The organism is Peribacillus sp. TH16 (assembly GCF_016651095.1).
GTDB lineage: Bacteria > Bacillota > Bacilli > Bacillales > DSM-1321 > Peribacillus > Peribacillus butanolivorans.
This window is the reverse complement of sequence record NZ_JAEKEM010000002.1, coordinates 509074-530418: the sequence shown is the minus strand read 5'-3', so window position 1 is coordinate 530418 and position 21345 is coordinate 509074. Positions and strand designations below refer to the sequence as shown.

Here is a 21345-nt window from a genome sequence, read left to right as displayed (position 1 = left end):
TATGCAACCACTAAAAGGAATTAAAATAGTAGATTTAACCCGTATTTTGAGTGGTCCATACTGTACAATGACACTTGCTGACCTAGGTGCAGAAGTAATCAAAATAGAGTCCCCAAAAGGTGACGATACAAGAGAGTGGGGTCCCCCTTTTTTACAAAATGAAAGCGCTTATTTTTTAAGCGTTAATCGAAATAAAAAAAGCATGGTACTCAATTTAAAAGAAGAAACAGGGAAAGAAATTTTTTTAAAGTTAGTTAAAAATGCTGATGTTGTAGTTGAGAATTTCCGTCCAGGTACTTTAACGAGACTTGGTATAGGTTACGAGGTCCTTAAAGAGCATAATCCAGGAGTTATTTTAGCTTCAATTTCCGGGTTCGGCCAAACGGGTACATATTCACAGAAACCAGGATATGATGTTTTAGCCCAAGGTATGGGCGGGTTAATGTCAGTAACAGGAGAACTCGGGAAAAGACCAGTGAAAGCAGGATTTTCCATGGCGGATGTCGGTACTGGAATGTGGGCAGCTTTTGGCATTTTAGCAGCTTTGCATGAACGCAATCATTCTGGCGAAGGTCAGTGGGTAGACACATCCTTACTGGATACCGTCGTTTCGTGGCAAACTTATTTAGCAGGCAGTTATTTTGCTTCTGGAAAAAATCCAGAACCACTGGGAGATGCTCATCCAAATATTGTCCCTTATCAAGTATTTGAAGCATCTGATGGATACTTCATACTTGCTGTTGGGAACGATGGTTTATGGGATAGATTTGTTGAGGTGATGGATTTACAATCCATAAAAGATCAAAGGTTTGTAACAAATCCAAAGAGGGTGGAAAACCGAGAGATACTTATTCCTCTCTTAAATGAAGTATTTCAGAACAAAACAATTAATGAGTGGATTGCATTATTTGAATCAGTGAAAATTCCGTGCGGTCCAGTAAATAAGTTTTCAGACATTCTAAATGATAAACATATGTATGAACGCGAAATGATAATTGAGAGGGAGCACCCAACACTTGGGCCTATTAAAATGTTAGGAATTCCAGTTAAATTTTCAAGAACACCAGGGGAGGTTAAAACTGTGCCACCACAATTAGGGGAACATACGACCGAAATTTTAGAAGAGTTAGGTTATAGTGATGAAGAAATTTTACGCTTTGTTGAATTAAATATTACAGCTCCAGAAAAAGCTAGTTTAATAAAAAAATAGATGAAAAAAGTATCCATTATGGAAACCCTGGAGGATAAAGATGTTTATAGACCCGGAGACGCTAACACCTAAGGAAATATATAAATTGCTCATTGGTTCAGTTGTCCCAAGACCGATTGCATGGGTTTCTACGGTTAGTAGAAATGGAGTATATAATTTAGCACCTTTCAGTTTTTACAATGTTGTTTCGCGAAACCCGCCAATGCTCGGCATTTCAATAGGTCCAGGTGTCGGTGAAAGAAATGGAACAGAAAAGGATACGTTGACAAATATACGTAGTGAAAAAGATTTTGTCATCAATGTAGTGTCCAATAATGTTGCAAATCAGATGCATTTAAGTTCTGGTAATTTTCAACCTGAGGTTGATGAGTTTAAGAGTGTAAATGTAACACCAATGGAAAGTAAGATAGTAAAATCTCCATTAATAATGGAAGCAGATATAAAAATGGAATGTCGATTAGAGAAAATTATCGAACTTGGATCAGATCATCTCGTAATTGGCAGACTTGTTCAATATCATATTATTGACGATTTATATTGTGATGGGAAGGTCAATATAGAAGAATTACAACCAGTAGGTCGCCTTGCTGGAAATTATAATCTTGTTGAAAATATTTTTCTTCTCCCCAGATAAAAAAGGGAGTGATAATCTGATGAAAGCCATTTATGTTAATCGATTTGGAGGTCCAGAGGTATTAGAAGTAATAGAAACAACTGTGCCTCTCATAGCTCCAAACCAAGTTCTAATACAAGTTGCCGCAGTGAGTGTTAACTTTGCTGATATAAAAGCAAGATTAGGTAAGTATCATGGAAAAGGCAACCCGCCTTTTATACCAGGATTAGATGTATCTGGGATAGTAGAATCTGTAGGTAATTCAGTGAAAAATGTAAAGGTGGGGGATCGGGTAATTGCCTTTCCAGCCAACGGTTCTTATTCAGAATATTGTGTGGCTGATGATAAACTAACCTATGTCATTCCTGATAATGTTAGCTTTGATATTGCAGCAGCATGCCCAGTTGTTTCAGTAACTTCATATAATCTACTGTCACAATCTGCGAATGTAAAAAAGGGAGAAATCATTGTTATTCATTCTGCCTCTGGTGGAATAGGTACAACTGCAATACAAATTGCAAAAGTATTAGGTGCAAAGATGATCATTGGAACAGTGGGAAATGATGAAAAAATTGCAACAGCTAAAAGTGCAGGTGCAGATGCTGTGCTTAATTACAATACAGAAAGCATGGAGCAAAGAATCCTTGAATTAACAAATGGACAAGGTGCTGACGTTATTCTCGATTCAATTGGGGGGAAGATTTTTGAAGAAAGTATGAAATATCTTGCTCCTTTCGGAAGAATTGTCTGTTTTGGAAGCTCATTAGGAGAATCAGGTGTAGTCAAAACCAACGATCTCCATAAAACATGCCGTTCCGTATTAGGATATAGTTTAGGAACCCAGTTAAAGGCACGGCCAGAAGCATTAGCTCAACCAGTTTCAGATGTATTGAAATTAATTGAAAACAAGGAATTAAAAATAGTCATAAGTAAAAAATTTAAATTAAACGAGGCAGCAGAAGCACATAAATGGATTGAGAGTAGGAATAGTGTAGGGAAAGTTCTATTAATTCCATAATGTGAAAGAGGATGATTAATGAAGGAGTGAGGTTAACGAGTCACTTCATATTTTCATCCTCTTTTCTATTAATCTTTTTCTAAAGTAAGACTAGAAATATAAACATCGATTGAATCTAGCTCAATTTCCAAGACAGAAAGGAGAATAAAGGTGATTTTCTCTTGAATCATTTCGATCATTTTTATAATATTTTGATCAATCGAGGAAACGAGTTCGACCTGTATTTGTAGTTTAGGGACATTGGAGAAATTATATCTAATGTTGCTAACTTTTGACACCTCGACTATGTTTTTGCAACTGAAAATTGTAATATCTTTTAAGGCAGTTTCAGATATGAAGATAGTACCTTTGTTAAAGTTTGGCTGAATAATTGTTGTTTCACCAATATATATTTTTTGATTAGAAAAGATTTTCTTACCCTTTAAGATTATCCTTTTAACCATGCTAGGTTCGATTTGAATATATGGGATCGGTATGACATGTTTTTCTTCTGTCTTTCGTACAAAGAGTGCCATTTTAATTTCTTTACTGGAACGGATATCAGATACATCAGTATATTGGTCAATTTTCCCTAATTTTAATTTTTGGGCAATTAAATCAACCATCTTGATTGAAGTACCTACTATTAAAATTTTATCAATCGAAGCTCTATGAATAGCTTTTATTACTTCTTCTTGATGCTCATCGTAATGAAATATAGCACGCTTAACCGCCTTAATATAATTTTTTTCGTATTTTGCAGAAGTTCCTGCAATTTTCCGGCCTTTAACAATTAAAAGACCATCGTCAATAAAGGCAGGAATCCCTTTTTTATGGGTATATTGAAGAACAGAAGTGCTCTTTCCAGTACCACTTTTTCCAACTAATGCAAAAACTTTCAAGAAAAATCCCCCTTAACTTCCAGTTTATATAAAATTACCTTTTAAAGATAATTTTTATATTCTAGCAAATATCGAATTGAAAGAAACTACTTTTGATTCAGTTCCCTTCTAATCTATTAATAAAATAAATAAAATAGTTAACAAAAAATGTGATTAGAAAAACTGATTAACATAAAATCTTTTGAATAATAAGGTTTTAATCTTAAACGAATACTAGATTATTGGAAAATAAGTATAAATTGTTAACAATTTGTTGAAGGGAATTTAGCGATAACATATAATATACTCAAAGACATTATATCATTCTTAAGTGGTTGTTCAAAAAGGTCAGGAAAAGTTCTGCAAAAAGAAAAAAGATTTTTCTTATCGCGAAGTTATTTCTAGGAAACTGACCCTAGTATTGTGAATCTCTTCATTGATTCGCTTTTTTCCTCCTTTTTGAGCATTCGCTTAAAGTTATTTGTAAAAGAGGTGTATTATTATGGAGGTCGATAAGCATCTTCCAAAAATTATTGCAAGTCAAATCGTTACTGATATTATAAATAACGTTTTGGAATCCGGGGAAAAAGTAATTGAAGAGCGATATGCGAATAGTTTTGGTACTAGTCGAGGTCCAGTTCGAGAAGCACTTTATATATTAGAAAATGAAGGGATGATCGAGAGAATTCCCAAAAGGGGTTCATTTGTAAAAAAATACAACAAACAGGATCTTTGTGATTTATTTGAAGTCAGAGGATCTCTAGAAAACATGTCACTAAGCCGCCTTAAATATCCATTACAAGAGGATCAGGTAAATGAAATTGATCAAATAATTAGTGATATGGCTACTGCAAATATGGAAGTTTATGCACAACTAAATAATGATTTTCACTATAAAGTCTTGTCTTTATCAGGGAATGAGGTTTTCAAAAATATTTTTTCTCGTTTGGGAACACCATTGATAACCTTACAAAAGATAGTTTTAGAAACTCCTGAAAGTGTAAAGCAATCGTATGAGGAGCATAAAATGCTTTGGAATGCTATAAAAGTGGGGAAAATTAATCTTGCAAAAGCAGTGTTAGAAGACCATATTGAAAGTGGTAAAAGAAGGTTTTATGAAGCAGTTGAAAAAAATAAAAAATAAAGGAATGTATCTTTTATTTTTTTGTCATAAATTATCAAAATATTTAAAATAATATAAAAAGTGTGGATTGAAATGATTCTTCATTAAATGGACATTGAATAAAAAAAGGGTTGTAGATGGAAACGGAAACATTAGAAGGTTTTAAACTATTAACATTTAGCAGTCCTCTAGTACGAAATGCTATTAATATGAAAATGATTGAGGGGGGTAGAGGTATTGAGCTGTTTTAGAAAAATGATGATATTGACATTCTTATGATTTCGGAACAGGTAAAGCCTTTTGCTCTGGAGAAGAAGATACAACGAAATTCTTAAGTGTGATTATGGAGGAATATGGTGACATGGTTAAAAGCATGTAGATCCAACGATACCTGTTATTGGTGTAATTAAGGAGTAGGCTGAAGTATTTCTGAACGAAGAGAACTTGAAGATAAGTCCAATCAATGTAAAGTTCACCATACTAATAATTGTGAGACTTTTGAATTATTTGTAGAGAAAGAGAAAAATAGACCAGTAAAAGGGTGATATTGGTGTCGTTAGGTTACCCGAAGAATCTACTATATTTAAAAAAGAAATAGAAGGGACGTAGAAGAGATGGCTGAAAATCTAGAGGTAGTGAACAAAAATAGTATTAGTAATGAGCCACTTTATCTCCAAATAGAAGGAAATATAGCTTTTATCAATTTCAACAGACCCAAAAAACGGAATGCACTTAGTTACGAAATGTGGACGAAAATACCTGATTTAATAGAAGAATGCGAAAAAAATTCACAGGTTAAAGTAATTATTTTTAAAGGTGTAGATCATAGTGCGTTTTCGGCAGGAGCGGATATAAGCGAATTTAAAACATTACGTTATACAGCTGAAGGGGCTGATAAATATAATAGGGCAACGCTGGTTGCAGAAAAAGCGATAATGGATGTTTCCAAACCAACAATAGCCATGATTCAAGGGTTTTCTGTGGGAGGGGGGTGTGAAATAGCAGTTGCATGCGATTTTAGATTTTCTGATGAAAATGGAAAATTGGGCATTACCCCTGCCAAGCTTGGATTAGTTTATAATACGCCTGGAACTAAGAATGTTGTCGACCTTGTAGGTCCTGCAAAAGCAAAAGACATTCTATATACAGGCCGTTTATTAGATGCTGAAGAAGCTTTTCGAATTGGGCTAGTGGATCGAATATTTTCCTCAGACTCAATTGAAAAAGAAACTTTGGATTATGCAAAACTAATTTGTAAAAATGCTCAATTGTCAGTACGGGGGACAAAAAAGATTATTAATGAAATATTAATGGGAGCTACCGAGGATTCTCAAGAGACAGCGCAACTTGTAATCGATTCTTTTGTTTCAGAGGATTATAGAGAAGGTGTTCATTCTTTCCTAGAAAAACGCAAGCCGAACTTTAAATATTCTTAATATGCAAATGAGTCATACTGAGAAACTTTCTTGAGGTGTAAGTATAGATAAGAAATAAAAACGTTGAATGAATTTTAGTTTAACTGACACACACCTTAAGAAAGGGGATTTTTACATAGGCTTAAAACGATATAAATGAAGTTAAAAAAAGGGATTATAAAAGGGCATTCTATATAAAATCGGCGTATTGTGTGATAACGAAAAACGAAATGGCTGAGAGTCTATAAGACAGATGGGGGATAAAGATGAATCAAACAAAAACCAGCAACAATGTCATCTCACTTAAGAATATTAACTGGAAACGCAATGGGAACCAAATATTAAATGGGGTTTCATGGGAAGTCCAAACGGGGGAACACTGGGCGCTTCTAGGTTTAAATGGATCAGGTAAAACATCTCTTTTAAAAATGATTACGGGATATCAATGGCCCAATAGTGGTGGCGAAGTTTCTGTTTTAGGAAACATTTTTGGAAAAACGAATATACCTGAGCTACGGAAATCCATAGGCTGGGTGAGTTCCTCCTTAGAACAGGAATATCAATCACGGCCGAATGATACAGCACTTGAAGTAGTCTTAAGTGGTAAATTTGCTTCTATTGGATTATATGAGGAAATTACAGAGAATGATGTAAAAAAAGCAAATAAATTACTAGACCAATTTAGAATCAAACATTTGTCCAACCAATTCATCCAATCTCTTTCTCAAGGTGAAAAAAGAAAAGCGATGATTGCAAGGGCTCTAATGTCTTCGCCTCGTTTATTAATTTTAGATGAGCCTTGTAATGGATTGGACATTTACTCTAAGGAAGAACTATTAACCACTATTGAAGATATGACTGCTGCACCGAACGGCCCAACCATTTTATATGTTACACATCATATCGAAGAAATCGTTCCATCAATAACTCATGCTTTGTTAATCAATTCAGGGAACGTTATTGCAAAAGGCGATAAAAAGAACACATTAACAGAATCATTGTTAGAAAAGACCTTTCGTGTTCCTATAACTTTAGAATGGGAAAACGATCGTCCTTGGATCCGGATTAAATCGATGTTAGCGACTGTAAAAAACTAAAACTTCTGGAAAGCATTCTGCATGAGTAGTATAATCAATTCTTCTATAAACTTTACATGAGTTTTAGGGGATTTTAACTCTTCTGAGAAGGGTGTCAACTGTTATTCATAGAGATTCAATGGGAGCAACGTTTTATAGAACAACACCCTTATGTTAATCATTAATGACCCGTTCGCGAAAGCTGACTTTTACGAGCGGGTATTTTTGTTTTGACAATACCTTTTTCTCATTCACCTTAATAGTGTGTCTGGTTGAGTGGTTGACAATGTAAGGAATATGGTCTTGCAAATATATGATACGATGAAAGTAGCCCTTCGTTTTTTGATTTGGGCAGGCTGGGTGAAAAAAGTGAATAAACAATCATATTAGGTCAATTCTATATACAAGAATGAAAATAAAAAGGAGATTAGATCGTGAAGCCATATGAAATAAAAAATATGATTATTGATGACGAGTTTGATGGTGAAGAAACGGTTACAGCTGATTTTACTCACAATTATAAAGATTATAGCATTACTTTTAATAAAGCAGATCTTGAAATAATTAATACATGGGTTTTTGAGGATGGTTCATCTCTTCCATCAAATTTATCTGATACTATCATTGAATCAATAAGGGAAGATATTAAAAAGAGAATCTAGTCATATGAACTAGATCTTTTTTATGGTCATTTTCTTGATCGAAGAAAAGTTTAGCCTAGTTAGAAGAAGTAGAAATTATTTGGCTTTACCGACAAACGTCTTAAACTCGGAACCGAATTGATGACAAATATGATCACTTTAATCCCTGATGAGATGGATGATGAGACCTTTTTTATATCTCTGGTTTTTATACAATACTGGCTCCAATTGAAAATAGAAAACAGGTAGTATAGGTGTTTGTTCTAAGTCCCAACCCGTGGGGAAGAAAAAAGGGCTTTGCGTATTTTATTTCCTAAAGGATCCATTATGTTAACTAATGATGAGTCTTATTTATCCACGATTAAAGATGGTTCAACCAATGAAATACTTGCCTATAATGTGTCTAGCCGAATGACATTAGATTTAACTACAGATACATTAGTAAAGTTAACGAAGAATAAACGAGTAAAAAGGGGCCTCTATTCACTCTGATCACGGAGTACACTATACTAGTCCACTTTTCAAAAAAAACTAGGACTTGGGCAATCCATGTCGAGAAGAGGGAACTGTTAGGATAACGCTCCACTAGAGTCCTTCTTTGGTCATTTTAAAGATGAAGCCTAAATTAAACCCTGCAATACAATAGAAAAACTTAAAAAGGAAATAAGAAGTTATATGACGTACTATAACAATTTCAGATATCAATGGAACTTAAAGAAGGTGACTCCTGTTCAATACAGAAATCACCTTCTCCAAGTGGCATGACCTTTTTTTATAATGTCCTTTACATAGGGTTCAGTTTAATAATTGGCTGACCTTATATTACGAATGGGGCAGGTTAGTTCCAAAAGGAATTCTGAATTTTATGGTAAAGTAAAGGAAATTATTGATTATTAGTTTGGGGGATTTTTAGTGGAGGCTCATACCTAATGTTTTTTATATTTTTGGGTTATTTATTCTATATATAGTTATCGAAACAGCAGTAAGGAAAGGTATTAATAGTTCAATTATTGGTCAATTTCTTGAAAAGAAGTATGAATTTAAAGGAAGATAAAAAGTCTTTTCTTGATGATGAATTAGATAATGATAAACGATAAAACGGATTATTAAGCTAACAGGTGCTTTATTTTATTAAGGAAATTGCTTTGGCAGCTCTTATTCTAATGGAGCTAACGGGGCAGCTTTCCTATGAGTCTTTTTCTTCAAATGTCCAGTTATATCCTTTTTTATTGAGGGAGTTTAGTTACATAACAGCAGGAATGGGGCGAATACGTAGCCGCTAATGCTTAGCTTGATATACCTATGATGTTATTACTTCTTAAGTAATCCATTGAAAAGTTGGCAGAAGATAGACTGCTAAAAAATTCTTGAGAAAAGGAGACATTAGAAATGACAACTTCAAAGAAAAATGTAAGGACTTGCAACAAAGGACACAAATATTATAAGGGTAGCGACTGTCCGACCTGCCCTATTTGTGAGCAAGAGCGCAAACCTGACAACGGATTTCTTTCACTACTTTCTGCGCCAGCCAGACGAGCAATGGAAAACAATGGGGTAACTTCACTACAACAGCTATCAAAATTTAGTGAAAAAGAGATTTTGCAATTTCACGGTATGGGACCAGCTTCTATACCTAAACTTAGGACTGCTTTGGAGACAAATGGGTTATCATTCAAAAATTAAACACCAAGAATGATTAAACTTAAGTAATGCATTTTATGCCTACTGGAGCATAATTTTTTATTCAATTTCTTCCTCAAGTCACAGGGGCTTTATGTCAATAAGGGATTAGAAACATCGATGGTTCCTGAGTTTTTTTGGCCACCATCCTTGTTAAACTGAAAGTAACTCTAAAAAGTGAGGTAACGAAAATCATGAGTTCCTATACTCCCTATTTTGAATTCAATCGAAAAAAGTGGGCATCTTTACGAAATCATACTCCTCTTCCTTTAACTGAAGAAGAATTAGATAACTTAAAAGGAATAAATGAAGAAATATCTATTCAGGAAGTAGAAGAGATTTATTTGCCCTTGACTCGTTTAATTAATTTATATGTCGAAGCTTATCAGCAACTTAACACAGCTACTTCTTCATTTCTAAAAAATAATGCTAAAAAAGCCCCTTATATTATTGGAATTGCAGGAAGTGTTGCTGTAGGAAAGAGTACAACAGCAAGGTTACTTCAGACATTATTATCTAGATGGGATAACCATAGAAATGTAGGTCTAGTCACAACAGATGGTTTTTTGTACGCAAATGAGATTTTAGTAGAAAAAGGAATGATGAAAAGAAAAGGGTTTCCTGAAAGTTATGATACACAAAAATTAATTAATCTTATCGGAGATGTAAAGGCTGGAAAAAATAAAGTGGAAGTTCCAATCTACTCACATTTGACGTACGATATTTTGCCGAATGAAGTACAAACTATCAGTAATCCAGATATTTTAATAGTGGAAGGAGTTAATGTTCTTCAAGTTGACAAAGAAAATCAAGTATTTGTCAGTGACTTTTTTGATTTTTCACTTTATGTTGATGCAGAGATACATGACATAGAAAGGTGGTATGTTGAAAGGTTTCTTCTACTTCAAGAGACAGCATTTCAAAGTCCCGAATCCTATTTTCATCGGTACATTAACTTGTCTAAAGAAAATGCTATTAAACAAGCGACTCAAATTTGGGAAGAAATTAATTTGAAAAATTTACATGAAAATATACTACCGACAAAAGGAAGGGCCAATCTAGTTTTAAAAAAAGGACCAGATCATAAAGCTGAAAATATCTATTTACGAAGATAATATAATTTAAAACTTTTTTAAAAAATAAATATATCTAATTCAACGAACAGGTGCGTTAGCGCCATAAGAAGGCCGCCAATTGGCGGCCTTTTGAAAGTATGTTTCTTAGTATTATAGAGCAATCAAATGTCTAATATAAATTAGGACGTAAACGTTCCAAGAAAACTAGTCAGTATCAGCTAATACCTGTAAAGTCTTTTCTCTAATATTTATCCTGTTTTTATAATCTTTTGCTACTAACTCTGTATATATTAAATCAAAAAGTAATAAGAGCGGAAGTAAGGGAGAAATATTCTGTCCCATATGCATGCTACTTTTACTGGTTACTAATAATGATAAGTCACCTAGCTGAGAAAGCTCAGAATTTTTATCACCTGTAAAAACTAATATGAGTGAGCCTTGTTTCTTTGCAATTTTAACAGCACGAATGACTTCTTTTGTTGCTCCGGAAATGGAAATGCCAATGACAACACTATTCTGGTTACTTAAAGCCGCATCCATCATTGCCTGGTGAGTATCCGTAATAGCCTCAACATGTAAACCAATTCGGAAAAACTTGGATTTAAACTCCTGGGCGGCTATACCCGAACTTCCTATTCCATAGACATGTATCTTATCTGCCTGAGTAAGGAAAGATACCGCCTTCTGGATATCGTCATAAGTAGCTATACGAAAGGTGTTGTCAATGATTCCTAAGTGATCTTGGTACAGTTTAGCGAAATAATCTACCTGCTTAATGTTTTTCATGCTTATCGGTGTATTTTGCAGATCAACGAACCTTTTTAACTCATGTCTAAACTCATTAAATCCTGAAAAAGCTAGTTTCTGGCAAAAACGCGTAATGGTTGCTGGCGAAATGTGAAGATTTTTAGCAATTTGACTTATTGTTAACTGGCTAACTTCATCAGGGCGTTGAAGAATATATTTGGCTAATTCTTCTTCTGTTTTTGTGAATTTGCTCATACTGCACTCGATTCCATATATGAGATTTTCTGCTAGATATTCCATGTGACCACCCATTTCAGGTTGAATTTCTTAAATGTATGCTTTCTTTAGTATAGTTTAATGTAACCATTAAGAACGTCTATAACCGATAGTTTTAAATAAAGTTGCAGCTACAACAAAATTAATCGAGAAAAAGACCCAAACTGCTGATAGTCTGAGTCTTTTTCATTCTTTTGTAATGTTCGGTGCACATCTACAAAGTTTCTATTTTTGCATAGCATCTACAAATCTTTTTGTGATTTGCTGTGGCCTGGTAATAGCGCCACCTACTACCACTGCATGGACATTCATATCTAATATAGAACGAGCAATTTCTGGTGTTATGACATTTCCCTCTGCAATAACTTTTGCATTTTTCACTGCTTTTATTATCTCTTTGAGCACAGCGTAGTCATCCTGATAAATTTTCTGTCCCATTGTTTCATTTGTATAGCCGTAGAGTGTAGGTGCTACAATATCAAATCCTAAATGGTCAGCGTATACAGCCTCATCTATGGTCGATACATCAGCCATTAAAAGAACATCTGGATATTTTGCTCTTATATCACAATAAAACTGCTCTAACGTTTTACCGTTCGGTCTTAACCGAGCAGTAGCATCCGTCGCAATGATTTCCGCTTTAGTTTCCATTAAAGCATCAATTTCGACCATGGTGGGAGTAATATAGACATCGTTTTGTCCATACACCTGTTTAATGATCCCTATGACTGGAAGGTCCACATTTTTCTTGATTTCCATTATGTCAGCTACAGAGTTTGCGCGAATGCACGTTGCACCGCCTTCTTTGGCAGCAATGGCCATGCGTCCCATAATAAAAGAGCTGTGCAGCGGCTCATTCTCCAATGCTTGACATGATACAATTAAGCCTTTGTGAATTTTATCCAGCACCTGTTGCATGTTTAACACGTCCTTATCGTTATCTATGTTCTTAATGACCCAAGTATTCTTCCACTTCATTTTTGATGATCGTTACTTGGGGACCGTATACTATTTGAATACCATTTCCTTTTTTCACGATACCTTTTGAACCAGTTTGCATAATTAAGTCATCTTTTACCAATAATTCATCCTTTACAGTGACACGTAGACGGGTTGCGCAGCAATCGACTATATCGATATTTTCCTGTCCGCCTAATCCATTAACGATGGTCTGGGTTCTCTCTGATGCCGTTACTTGTGTAACTGCGACCTGTTCATCATCTTCACGGCCGACCACTTTCAAATTTTTCTTCCTGATCAAGAATTTAAAAGTGAAGTAGTATAGGAAAAACCACGGAATGCCGACTAGAAGTACATAAATCCAGTTTGTTTTACTGATGCCCTGGAGTATCCCGAATAAAGTAAAATCAATAAATCCTCCAGAAAAGGTTTGACCGATCGTTATATTGAATATATCTGCCATCATGAAGGCAAGTCCGTCAAACAAGGCATGAAAAACATAAAGGATCGGGGCGACAAATAAGAAACTGAATTCAAGCGGTTCGGTGATGCCTGTTAAGAATGATGTTAAGGCAGCTGAAAGAAGCAAGCCGGCCACGACTTTCTTATTTTTAGGTTTAGCGCAATGATAAATGGCCAATGCCGCGCCGGGTAAACCAAACATCATCGTGATGAACCTTCCGGACATGAACCGGGAAACACCCTCATAGTACTTGACGGTAGTTGGGTCGGCCAATTGCGCAAAGAAGATATTCTGGGTCCCGCTGACAATCTGCCCTTTAATCTCCATCGTTCCGCCTAAAGCTGTTTGCCAGAAGGGAAGGTAGAAAATATGGTGCAACCCTAACGGCCCGAGCATCCGTAATATGAATCCGTAAAAGAAAGTCCCAATCGTACCTGTGCTCGTTACCAGCGCACCTAATTGGTTTATGAAAAGTTGGAAATAAGGCCATACGATAAAAAGCATGGCTCCAACCAAGATGGACGCGAAGGAAACGATGATGGGAATGAAACGGGAACCACCGAAAAATCCTAACACTTGCGGAAGCTGAATTTTATTATATTTATTGTGCAAAAGTGCGGCAACGATACCTACTACGATACCGCCAAACACACCAGTCTCCAGTGTTTGGATTCCGACCGCCATTCCCTGTCCGGCACCTGCCAAATTCTCTTTGGCAAGTTCCCCGTTTATTTGAAGCAGTGCATTTATGGAACTGTTCATGACGAAATAGCCAATCATGGCTGCCAGTGCAGCGGTCCCTTTATCCGAACGTGCCAATCCTACTGCAACACCTACGGCAAAAATGACCGGCAAGTTACCGAATACGATGCTTCCTGCAGAACTCATGATCGTGAAAATGGCCTGCAGCCAGGCAAAGTCTAAAAAAGGATAGGCCTCAACTGTATTTGGATTAGAAAGAGCACCGCCAATTCCCAGCAATAAACCGGCCGCTGGCAAAACGGCAATCGGGAGCATAAAAGATTTACCGAACTGCTGCGCTTTCTCAAAAGCTTTCTTCATAAAAATTCCTCCCTCATTTAACGAGCCTATAATGTTCTCTATATTTTGATTCTCTATTAATAAGGGGTATCTCTTCCCTATAGCTATATATTAAATCCCTATAAAAGCGTTTTCAATACGAAGCAAGAGATATCAATTGTTTTCACCTAGGAGCTGATTTTTTTGAAAAAGTTTTCAAAAAAAAATAATCTCTGAAAATCTGATTGCAAAAAAAGTATTTCCTATTAGCTGGTTTAGGTCAAGAAGACATACAAAGGACTAAATTAATTTCCTTTTTCTTTTGTTTAACTATCAAAATTAATGTTTAAATGAGCCTAAATAAAAAGATCCTCTCATGGTGTATTGCGGTTGTGATTGCTGTCTTAAATCTTTTCACAATGTTTTTTGATAAGAGGTCTCTTTAGAAAAAGCAACTTGTATGAGTGATACTAGTTGCTTTTACTATTTTACGGACAGAAATACGGCTAATTTGTAATAAAGTTTTTAATTACAAATAAAAGATATCTTCACAATAGTTATTATTCATTTTTGTGACAGAACCATTTTTTTTACCTTATGCAAAATTTATGGTATAAGAAAAACCTTTTAGGATAAACTAATGCTAAAAACAAGAAGTTTAGTAAAGAGAGTGTGTGCATGAATTATATTTACAGTTTAGCGTGCTTGTTCTTAGGATTATTTCTGATAAACCTGATTTTTTCTTATCAAAGTAAACACATTGATTCAGCTTTTTGGGAAACACTCAAGTTCCATCTTCGTGTCTTACCTTTATTTTTAACTGCTAATATGCTGATAGGTTATGGAGTAAAGTTTGGATTTAAAGCTATACATAACCTGACATATGTCTTAGTTACTTCTAAGGGGATAGAAATTTTAATCGCATTGATAATGGGGTACATATTTTTAAAGGAAGTGCCTACTTGGAAAACTTTATTGGGATTTTCGATTATTGTAGTTGGATTAATTGTCTCAAAAATAAAGTAGGGACAGTTCAATCCTGGTGCAAAATCTAATGACTATTAATGTTCAAGATGATTTTCATCATGAAGTATTAATTTTGAATAAGTTTGACTCATATACTTTGTTAACAATGAGATGGTACCTGCGGTGCAACTTGAGCTTTCTTAATGTAGTGGAGATGAGGGGAAGAACGTGGCTTATCGATGGCTCATACAACGATTTATGCGTTGGGTCATCAATATTGATTGACATTAGGTGAAGGAATACAGCGTCATCTTAATACAACAAATGACTCCTGGAGAGTGGATGAAAAGTATATCAAAGTAAAAGGTCAATGGATGTAAATCAACATGGAGGAATAGCCACTAGACTCTTGAAGAGTCATTTAATCATGCAAGGCCAATCTTAATCGGTTGATAAGGTTCTCGTAAGACCAAAAAGATGTTTAATTCCCAAGGGAGTCACCGACTTATTGAAACTGAAGAAATGAGGCATAGTTAGTATTGCAATGCTCAAAAGTATTAATGGTCAAATTGAATTGGGTTAGTTGAAGAAGCCAAAGCTTTTTTTCATTACCATTACTTATCAATATTTCGAGTGATCATAAAAATATTAATATATTGCTAGAATTGGAACAATATACAATTGATTACACTAGAAAAAATGGGGGGAATATGAGTTTTTTACTAAAAAAAGTAATGTACTAATGGGTGCTTTACTTCACTGAGAGAGTGGCTGAGGCAACCTATTTTTATGCAATTAACGGGGCGGTTTAGTGGAAAAAGGGATTTTTTTTCCCTTTGACGAATATATAACTTTGAAGGCTCAAAAAGGAAGGTGTTACTACGATAGTGGTACGCCTTTTTTAGTTAATCGAAACGATTGCTTAAGTTTAAGAAAAGGGGTTATAACATAACAATGCCTGCTTCTTATTGTGCTAACCGGATAGTTACGAGGATGGGAATGAGGGGGATTTATGGACTTAAGGAAAGCTACTTTGAGCTTTGGGAGAGTCAATTGTGTTGATGGAAGTAAGTTAACAACTGAGTCTGCAACTTCAAAAAATGTTGATGAAGTAACACTCCATGCCGAGGCAGGATCATTTGTGAATTATGGTGGCTTTCATGGAGATATCACTTGTACAAACATAGTCAGCAGGCTTCGGGCCGCCGGTTGTGTTTTCGCCGAAGATGAGGCCCGGTTGCTCCTCTCCGCGGAACGGACTCCAGCCGACCTTGCCGCCATGGTTGACAGCCGAGCCGCCGGTTTGCCCCTCGAACACGTCATTGGCTGGGCGGAGTTCTGCGGACTGCGAATAGCGGTGGACCCTGGAGTTTTCGTACCCCGTCAACGCACAAAATTTCTCGTCCGACAGGCCGCCGACATCGCCCGACCAGGAGCCATCGTGGTTGACCTGTGCTGTGGATCGGGCGCGGTGGGCGCCGCGGTGGCCGCTGCACTGGAACGAATCGAGTTGTACGCCACCGACATCGACCCGGCGGCGGTGCGGTGCGCCCGCCGCAACGTCACTGTCGCAGGTGGTTACGTGTACGAAGGTGACCTCTACGAGTCGTTGCCCTCCACACTTAGGGGGCGCGTCGACGTTTTGGTCGCCAACGCACCCTACGTACCCACCGAGGTGATCGGACTGCTCCCCCCGGAGGCCCGCATACACGAGGCACGGGTGGCGCTCGACGGGGGAGCGGACGGGCTTGACGTCCAGCGACGGGTGGCGAACGCGGCCCCAATCTGGCTGGCACCGGGTGGCCACCTGCTGGTCGAGACTAGCGAGCGACAGGCGCCGAAGACCGTCGAGATTTTCACTCGCAACGGGCTGGTACCGAAAGTGGCCAGATTCGACGAACTGGACGCCACCGTCGTCATCGGAACCAAGCCCGACCTTCAGAGCAGTTCGGACGGCTAGCACTGTCCGCAAATGAGAGTGATGTTTGCTTGATAGCCTGTGATGGAAGTCAAAAATATGGCCCAATAAAAAAGTCGCGTAAATAATATAAAGGTTCATGTCATAGTTCGAAGTTAAAATAGGACTAATCGAACAAGTGCTTTACCTTTATTTGAGAGGGTTGCTGAGGCAACCTTTTTTGTATGCAACAAACCGGGCAGTTAAATTTAACAAGGGTCCTGAAAGAAATTATAAGCCTTAATATCTGATGTGTATTAAGGTGGATGCAGTTGCAGCTACGCTATCCCTATAAGGTTATATCACCACCGGCCTACATAACAACTGTAGGCAAATCTTTTTTCATTTAGAAAAAATATGGCATAGTTAAAGGTTAAGGTTGATATAAAAAAAGATAAAATATAAACTCGTTGATTGATATGGATGGTCGTTTCCCATGCATTTATTTGAATTGTGAAGTGTTTAAAGGGCCCTTTGGGTATCTATGTTAAAGTGAATATGAGATATGTAATTTTAGGAGGAAGAAAATGAAAATTCCTTATTGGGGTCTAGCTTTACAAATAATATTTGTTCTATCAATAACAATCTTTAATTCCTTTAGAGTAATTATTATGGAGCATTATTCTGTGTATCCAGTAGCACTATTTGAACTATTTATAGGTGTTATAAGTATCCTATGTGGTATGTATGGGATTATTAAAAAGATTAAGCCATTCCTTTCTTTATTCATTATTATTTTCGGTCTTTTAATTTGTTTCTTTTTCACTTTTGTTTATCTTTTACCTGAAGCTGGTACCCCCACCGATCCCTTGGCTTTATTCTGAATAAGATTTCTATCGGACTAGCGAGTGGCCTAGTAAAAAATCAGACAGTAAAACAAATGAGCTTGGAGATACTTTTCCAAGTTATTTTTATTGGGAATAATATTATAAATTCATCATTGAGGTGTTCTTTATAAAAATTCTTGTTCCCTTTTGTCTCTTCAGTAATTCCATTTATCATTATTTTAAATAGCACCTACATTTGAACCTATAAATCAACCCTTTCCTTTAACATAGCCAAAAATATACGATGGATCTTCTATATCCCCGGTTAGTGGTGATTGAGGAAATAGGGTTGTTACAGTCATTGATGTGGCAAATAGAAATGTTTTCTCCAATATCACACGATTAACGTATGATATGGATAATTTATCAATAAGGGCCCAGGTCTATTAATGAACTGAATGTACAAAAATATGTATCCTCTAGTGGAACGAATAGAGAAAGACCAAATAAATAACTGATTGCTCAAAAAAATCGTATTTCGGTCCATTAACAGACATTTACTTTTAATAGTTAGATAGTTAATGTTATAAGTAACATTAACTATCTAACTATTCAGTATATTTTGAAAAAAGCAGGAGGATGAATGAATACAAAAGTATTAGTTATCGGCCCTATGGATTTAGTAGAACTAGTAGTCACTATCGGCCAATCATACTCCGCTATTACCATGTTACCTGCTCCTTACAATCATGAACAGGAAACATTAGATGTGATAAAAAAAAGAGCCGACGAAGCGGATGTTTTATTATTTGCAGGCACTATCCCTTATCAGATAGCTAAAAACCAAAACATTACTAAGCCAATGGTTTTTATTCCATCAACAGGAACATCTTTGTATCGTACTCTTTTTAAAATTATTACTGAAACTGAGTTTAACCCAATCAAAGCACCATTGAGGATTAGTATAGATACATTGCCGAATAGAGAAGTAAAAGAGTGTCTAGAGGATTTAGAGATATATCCAGAAAAGATTTTTCTGAATACCGATCAAAAAGCTGAGGAAATGGTTCAATTTCATTATGAACTGTGGAGTAACAATCAAACTCAAGTAGCCATTACTTGTGTTAAATCCGTATATGAATCGTTAAAAGGGCTAGGGGTGCTAGTATTCAGGGTTCTCCCTACTAAGTCTGCTATTCGAACCAGCCTGAATAATGTTCTTTTAGAAGGGAAGGCCTTGCTCCAAAGCGATACCCAAATTGCGATTGGAATACTGCATTTTAATAATTTGCTTTCGTCTTTACATAAGCCATTATCAGAGTATGGAGAACAGCGTAAAAAGGCTGTACTACAAAATCTTCTTATAGATTTTTGTGAAGAAGCTCAAGCTATTTTTGATTGGTCAGAACGGGATGAGGTGCGATTTATAACCACTCGCGGTGCAATTGAGAGAACGACCCAAAAATATAAAAAAGCTCCGTTATTAGATGAGATAGCCATGAAAATTGATATAGAGACCACCATCGGAATTGGATTTGGACATACTGCAAACGAAGCAGAAGTGAGTGCTCGTAAAGCACTTACGAAGGCAAAAGTGAATAAACCCAGTTGCTTTGTGGTTGACATGGATGAAACAGTTTATGGGCCTGTTGGAAAAGATGGAAGATTGAAATATTCCTTACGGAGTGATGACCCACATCTAATGAACTTAGCAAAAAAAGCTGGACTCAGTATTGCAACCATCAATAAATTACTTTCCTTTTGTGAGTGCTTCGGCAGTAAATGCATCACGGCAAATGATCTTGCTAACGGTCTAGGTTTGACCATTAGGAGCGCAAGGAGAATTCTTAATACACTTGAAAATACTAATTTAGCTGTCATTGTTGGTGAGGAACAGCCTATACACCGCGGTAGACCGCGACAGCTTTATGAATTTCAATTTTTTATGGAGTCTGTTAGATAGAGTTTTTTTTACTATTTAAGAAAGGGGTTATTTTATGAGGATAGCAATCGGTCAGTTGGCCCATGAAACGAATACGTTTTCTCGAGTAAGAACGACTGTCGACTTATTTAAAATATGGGAATGGACCCAAGGAAAGGAACTTCTCGAAAGGCATACTGGTGTCCTAGATTATTGGGGTGGGATGATTGACCGGGGAGAAGAGCTTGGGATTGAAATTGTGCCGACCTTCGCAGCCATGGCCAATCCTTCAGGAACGATAACACAGGAAGCATTTCAAATTGCAAAAAATCTATTAATATCTAGCATAATGAATTCTGGCAAACTTGATGGGATTTGTCTGTTTCTTCATGGAGCCGGAGTAGCTGAAGGAATTGACGATATTGAAGGTGAGATTTTATCGGAATTAAGAAGCGTTGTGGGTTCCGAAATCCCTATCGTAGCTGCATTGGATTTGCATGGTAATATTACCGAAACCATGGTTAAAGAAGCAGATGCACTACTCGGCAATATAGATTACCCTCATACGGATTCCTATGAAAGGGGGATTGAAGCGATTGATGTAACAGCTTGTATTATTCAAGGGAAAGTCAACCCAGAAATGGCTTTAACTAAATTACCATTACTTATTCCTACTACAACTTCTTACTATTCTCCAATTAATGAAATCAATGACTGGTGCCAAGAATGGGAAAGTCATCCTGAGGTGCTTGATTGTACTGTATTTCACGGCTTTCCATATTCAGATATTCCTCATGCAGGTGTTTCGGTTATTACCATTACAAATAATGAACCCTCTTTAGCACAGAAAATTTCAGATGATATAGCTGCTAGAATTTTTGAGAAAAAAGATGAATTTTTTCCTATCTTGCTTTCACCAAAGAAAGCAATTTCATATGCTTCCACTCGGAATGAAATGCCCATCGTCATTAACGAAGCTTCCGATAACCCTGGTGCAGGTACACCAGGTGATGGCACCTTTTTATTGAAGGAAATGATTGAAGCAAACATTCCAAATAGTTGCTTTGGATTTATTTTTGATCCAGGAGTAGCGGAAATAGCCCATAAAGAAGGTGTGGGTTCCCTGATTCAAGTGGAATTAGGAGGTAAAACAGATACATTACACGGGAAACCTCTAAAAATATTAGCCTATGTAAAAAGTCTGTCTGATGGCAAGTTTATTCAATCCTCACCGATGTGGAATGGAAGCAAAGTAAACTTGGGGAGAAGTGCAAGATTATCGGTCGGAAAAGTGGATATCATCGTATGTTCTGTAAATTCACAGACATTTGATGAACAAATATTCCTCCTTCATGGAATAGATGTTGAAAAATCAAGTATTGTTGGTTTGAAATCAGCTCACCATTTCCGAGCAGCCTTCATGCCTATTGCTAAAGAAATTATAACGGTTGACTCGCCTGGGTTAAGCAGTGTCAAGTTATCAACCTTTGACTACAAGAATATAAGCAGACCTATATACCCTTTTGATTCTATAAGAAATCATCTATTAGTCTAAC

At 36.4% G+C, this 21345-nt stretch carries 18 protein-coding genes and 2 pseudogenes; 16 read left to right on the top strand and 4 right to left on the bottom strand.

From position 1 onward, the window contains the following. The first annotated feature begins 1 nt into the window (after position 1). Genes JFV29_RS02480 through JFV29_RS02470 form a run of 3 tightly spaced genes read left to right on the top strand, consistent with a single transcriptional unit; the run spans position 2 to position 2841 of the window. Positions 2–1210, top strand: coding sequence for a CaiB/BaiF CoA transferase family protein (locus JFV29_RS02480; RefSeq protein ID WP_201181036.1), 1209 nt, complete (start codon positions 2–4; stop codon positions 1208–1210). A gap of 40 nt (positions 1211–1250) precedes the next feature. Continuing rightward, positions 1251–1844, top strand: a complete 594-nt coding sequence (locus JFV29_RS02475) for a flavin reductase family protein (protein WP_201181035.1) — start codon at positions 1251–1253, stop codon at positions 1842–1844. A 19-nt stretch (positions 1845–1863) separates the two neighbouring features. Next, entirely contained in the window at positions 1864–2841 is a 978-nt protein-coding gene (locus JFV29_RS02470; protein WP_201181034.1) for a quinone oxidoreductase family protein, read from the top strand. Between the two features lie 68 nt (positions 2842–2909). Here JFV29_RS02470 and JFV29_RS02465 read toward each other — a convergent pair whose 3' ends face one another. Next, positions 2910–3722: a hypothetical protein gene (locus tag JFV29_RS02465; protein ID WP_201181033.1), complete on the bottom strand. Its 813-nt coding sequence runs from the start codon at positions 3720–3722 to the stop codon at positions 2910–2912. A 481-nt stretch (positions 3723–4203) separates the two neighbouring features. Here JFV29_RS02465 and JFV29_RS02460 point away from each other — a divergent pair, with 481 nt between their 5' ends. From JFV29_RS02460 to coaA, 7 genes and pseudogenes are all read left to right on the top strand, one after another. After that, positions 4204–4845: a GntR family transcriptional regulator gene (locus tag JFV29_RS02460; RefSeq protein WP_201181032.1), complete on the top strand. Its 642-nt coding sequence runs from the start codon at positions 4204–4206 to the stop codon at positions 4843–4845. Positions 4846–5438: 593 nt separating this feature from the next. Then, on the top strand, positions 5439–6260 hold the full coding sequence (locus JFV29_RS02455; RefSeq protein WP_201181031.1) for an enoyl-CoA hydratase-related protein: 822 nt from the start codon (positions 5439–5441) through the stop codon (positions 6258–6260). Between the two features lie 245 nt (positions 6261–6505). Next, positions 6506–7336: an ABC transporter ATP-binding protein gene (locus JFV29_RS02450; RefSeq protein WP_201181030.1), complete on the top strand. Its 831-nt coding sequence runs from the start codon at positions 6506–6508 to the stop codon at positions 7334–7336. 413 nt (positions 7337–7749) lie between these two features. After that, positions 7750–7977, top strand: coding sequence for a hypothetical protein (locus JFV29_RS02445; protein ID WP_201181028.1), 228 nt, complete (start codon positions 7750–7752; stop codon positions 7975–7977). A gap of 315 nt (positions 7978–8292) precedes the next feature. Then, positions 8293–8721, top strand: a pseudogene (locus JFV29_RS02440) (IS3 family transposase); the annotation flags it as partial. A 624-nt stretch (positions 8722–9345) separates the two neighbouring features. Continuing rightward, positions 9346–9639 carry an RNA polymerase alpha subunit C-terminal domain-containing protein gene (locus tag JFV29_RS02435; RefSeq protein ID WP_053345612.1) on the top strand — a complete coding sequence of 98 codons (294 nt, stop codon included), beginning with the start codon at positions 9346–9348 and terminating at the stop codon, positions 9637–9639. A gap of 191 nt (positions 9640–9830) precedes the next feature. Next, positions 9831–10751 carry a type I pantothenate kinase gene (gene coaA, locus JFV29_RS02430; RefSeq protein ID WP_201183319.1) on the top strand — a complete coding sequence of 307 codons (921 nt, stop codon included), beginning with the start codon at positions 9831–9833 and terminating at the stop codon, positions 10749–10751. 165 nt (positions 10752–10916) lie between these two features. Here the strand turns inward: coaA and JFV29_RS02425 are convergent, their stop codons facing one another. From JFV29_RS02425 to JFV29_RS02415, 3 genes are all read right to left on the bottom strand, one after another. Further along, positions 10917–11759, bottom strand: coding sequence for a MurR/RpiR family transcriptional regulator (locus JFV29_RS02425; protein WP_201181025.1), 843 nt, complete (start codon positions 11757–11759; stop codon positions 10917–10919). Between the two features lie 201 nt (positions 11760–11960). Then, on the bottom strand, positions 11961–12653 hold the full coding sequence (locus tag JFV29_RS02420; RefSeq protein WP_201181023.1) for an N-acetylmannosamine-6-phosphate 2-epimerase: 693 nt from the start codon (positions 12651–12653) through the stop codon (positions 11961–11963). A 31-nt stretch (positions 12654–12684) separates the two neighbouring features. After that, positions 12685–14220 (bottom strand): maltose/glucose-specific PTS transporter subunit IIC, encoded by a 1536-nt coding sequence (locus JFV29_RS02415; RefSeq protein WP_201181022.1) that lies wholly within the window; start codon positions 14218–14220, stop codon positions 12685–12687. A gap of 636 nt (positions 14221–14856) precedes the next feature. Here JFV29_RS02415 and JFV29_RS02410 point away from each other — a divergent pair. The 6 genes and pseudogenes from JFV29_RS02410 (at position 14857) to JFV29_RS02385 (ending at position 21344) form a co-directional block, all read left to right on the top strand. Beyond that, positions 14857–15204, top strand: a complete 348-nt coding sequence (locus tag JFV29_RS02410) for a hypothetical protein (protein WP_201181021.1) — start codon at positions 14857–14859, stop codon at positions 15202–15204. 106 nt (positions 15205–15310) lie between these two features. Continuing rightward, positions 15311–15521 (top strand): annotated as a pseudogene (locus tag JFV29_RS02405) (IS6 family transposase); the annotation flags it as partial. 764 nt (positions 15522–16285) lie between these two features. Beyond that, positions 16286–17104 carry a putative protein N(5)-glutamine methyltransferase gene (locus JFV29_RS02400; protein ID WP_397329190.1) on the top strand — a complete coding sequence of 273 codons (819 nt, stop codon included), beginning with the start codon at positions 16286–16288 and terminating at the stop codon, positions 17102–17104. A gap of 524 nt (positions 17105–17628) precedes the next feature. Next, positions 17629–17925 (top strand): hypothetical protein, encoded by a 297-nt coding sequence (locus JFV29_RS02395; RefSeq protein ID WP_242486778.1) that lies wholly within the window; start codon positions 17629–17631, stop codon positions 17923–17925. 586 nt (positions 17926–18511) lie between these two features. Continuing rightward, complete coding sequence (locus JFV29_RS02390) at positions 18512–19831, top strand: transcriptional regulator (RefSeq protein ID WP_201181019.1); 1320 nt, start codon at positions 18512–18514, stop codon at positions 19829–19831. A 34-nt stretch (positions 19832–19865) separates the two neighbouring features. After that, positions 19866–21344 (top strand): M81 family metallopeptidase, encoded by a 1479-nt coding sequence (locus JFV29_RS02385; protein WP_201181018.1) that lies wholly within the window; start codon positions 19866–19868, stop codon positions 21342–21344. Position 21345 lies beyond the last annotated feature (1 nt).

Bases quoted from the DNA above. Each gene is read 5' to 3' on its own strand.
- JFV29_RS02480 (WP_201181036.1), top strand. From the start codon at position 2: ATGCAACCACTAAAAGGAATTAAAATAGTAGATTTAACCCGTATTTTG.
- JFV29_RS02475 (WP_201181035.1), top strand. From the start codon at position 1,251: ATGTTTATAGACCCGGAGACGCTAACACCTAAGGAAATATATAAATTG.
- JFV29_RS02470 (WP_201181034.1), top strand. From the start codon at position 1,864: ATGAAAGCCATTTATGTTAATCGATTTGGAGGTCCAGAGGTATTAGAA.
- JFV29_RS02460 (WP_201181032.1), top strand. From the start codon at position 4,204: ATGGAGGTCGATAAGCATCTTCCAAAAATTATTGCAAGTCAAATCGTT.
- JFV29_RS02455 (WP_201181031.1), top strand. From the start codon at position 5,439: ATGGCTGAAAATCTAGAGGTAGTGAACAAAAATAGTATTAGTAATGAG.
- JFV29_RS02450 (WP_201181030.1), top strand. From the start codon at position 6,506: ATGAATCAAACAAAAACCAGCAACAATGTCATCTCACTTAAGAATATT.
- JFV29_RS02435 (WP_053345612.1), top strand. From the start codon at position 9,346: ATGACAACTTCAAAGAAAAATGTAAGGACTTGCAACAAAGGACACAAA.
- coaA (WP_201183319.1), top strand. From the start codon at position 9,831: ATGAGTTCCTATACTCCCTATTTTGAATTCAATCGAAAAAAGTGGGCA.
- JFV29_RS02425 (WP_201181025.1), bottom strand. From the start codon at position 11,759: ATGGAATATCTAGCAGAAAATCTCATATATGGAATCGAGTGCAGTATG.
- JFV29_RS02420 (WP_201181023.1), bottom strand. From the start codon at position 12,653: ATGCAACAGGTGCTGGATAAAATTCACAAAGGCTTAATTGTATCATGT.
- JFV29_RS02415 (WP_201181022.1), bottom strand. From the start codon at position 14,220: ATGAAGAAAGCTTTTGAGAAAGCGCAGCAGTTCGGTAAATCTTTTATG.
- JFV29_RS02410 (WP_201181021.1), top strand. From the start codon at position 14,857: ATGAATTATATTTACAGTTTAGCGTGCTTGTTCTTAGGATTATTTCTG.
- JFV29_RS02395 (WP_242486778.1), top strand. From the start codon at position 17,629: ATGAAAATTCCTTATTGGGGTCTAGCTTTACAAATAATATTTGTTCTA.
- JFV29_RS02390 (WP_201181019.1), top strand. From the start codon at position 18,512: ATGAATACAAAAGTATTAGTTATCGGCCCTATGGATTTAGTAGAACTA.
- JFV29_RS02385 (WP_201181018.1), top strand. From the start codon at position 19,866: ATGAGGATAGCAATCGGTCAGTTGGCCCATGAAACGAATACGTTTTCT.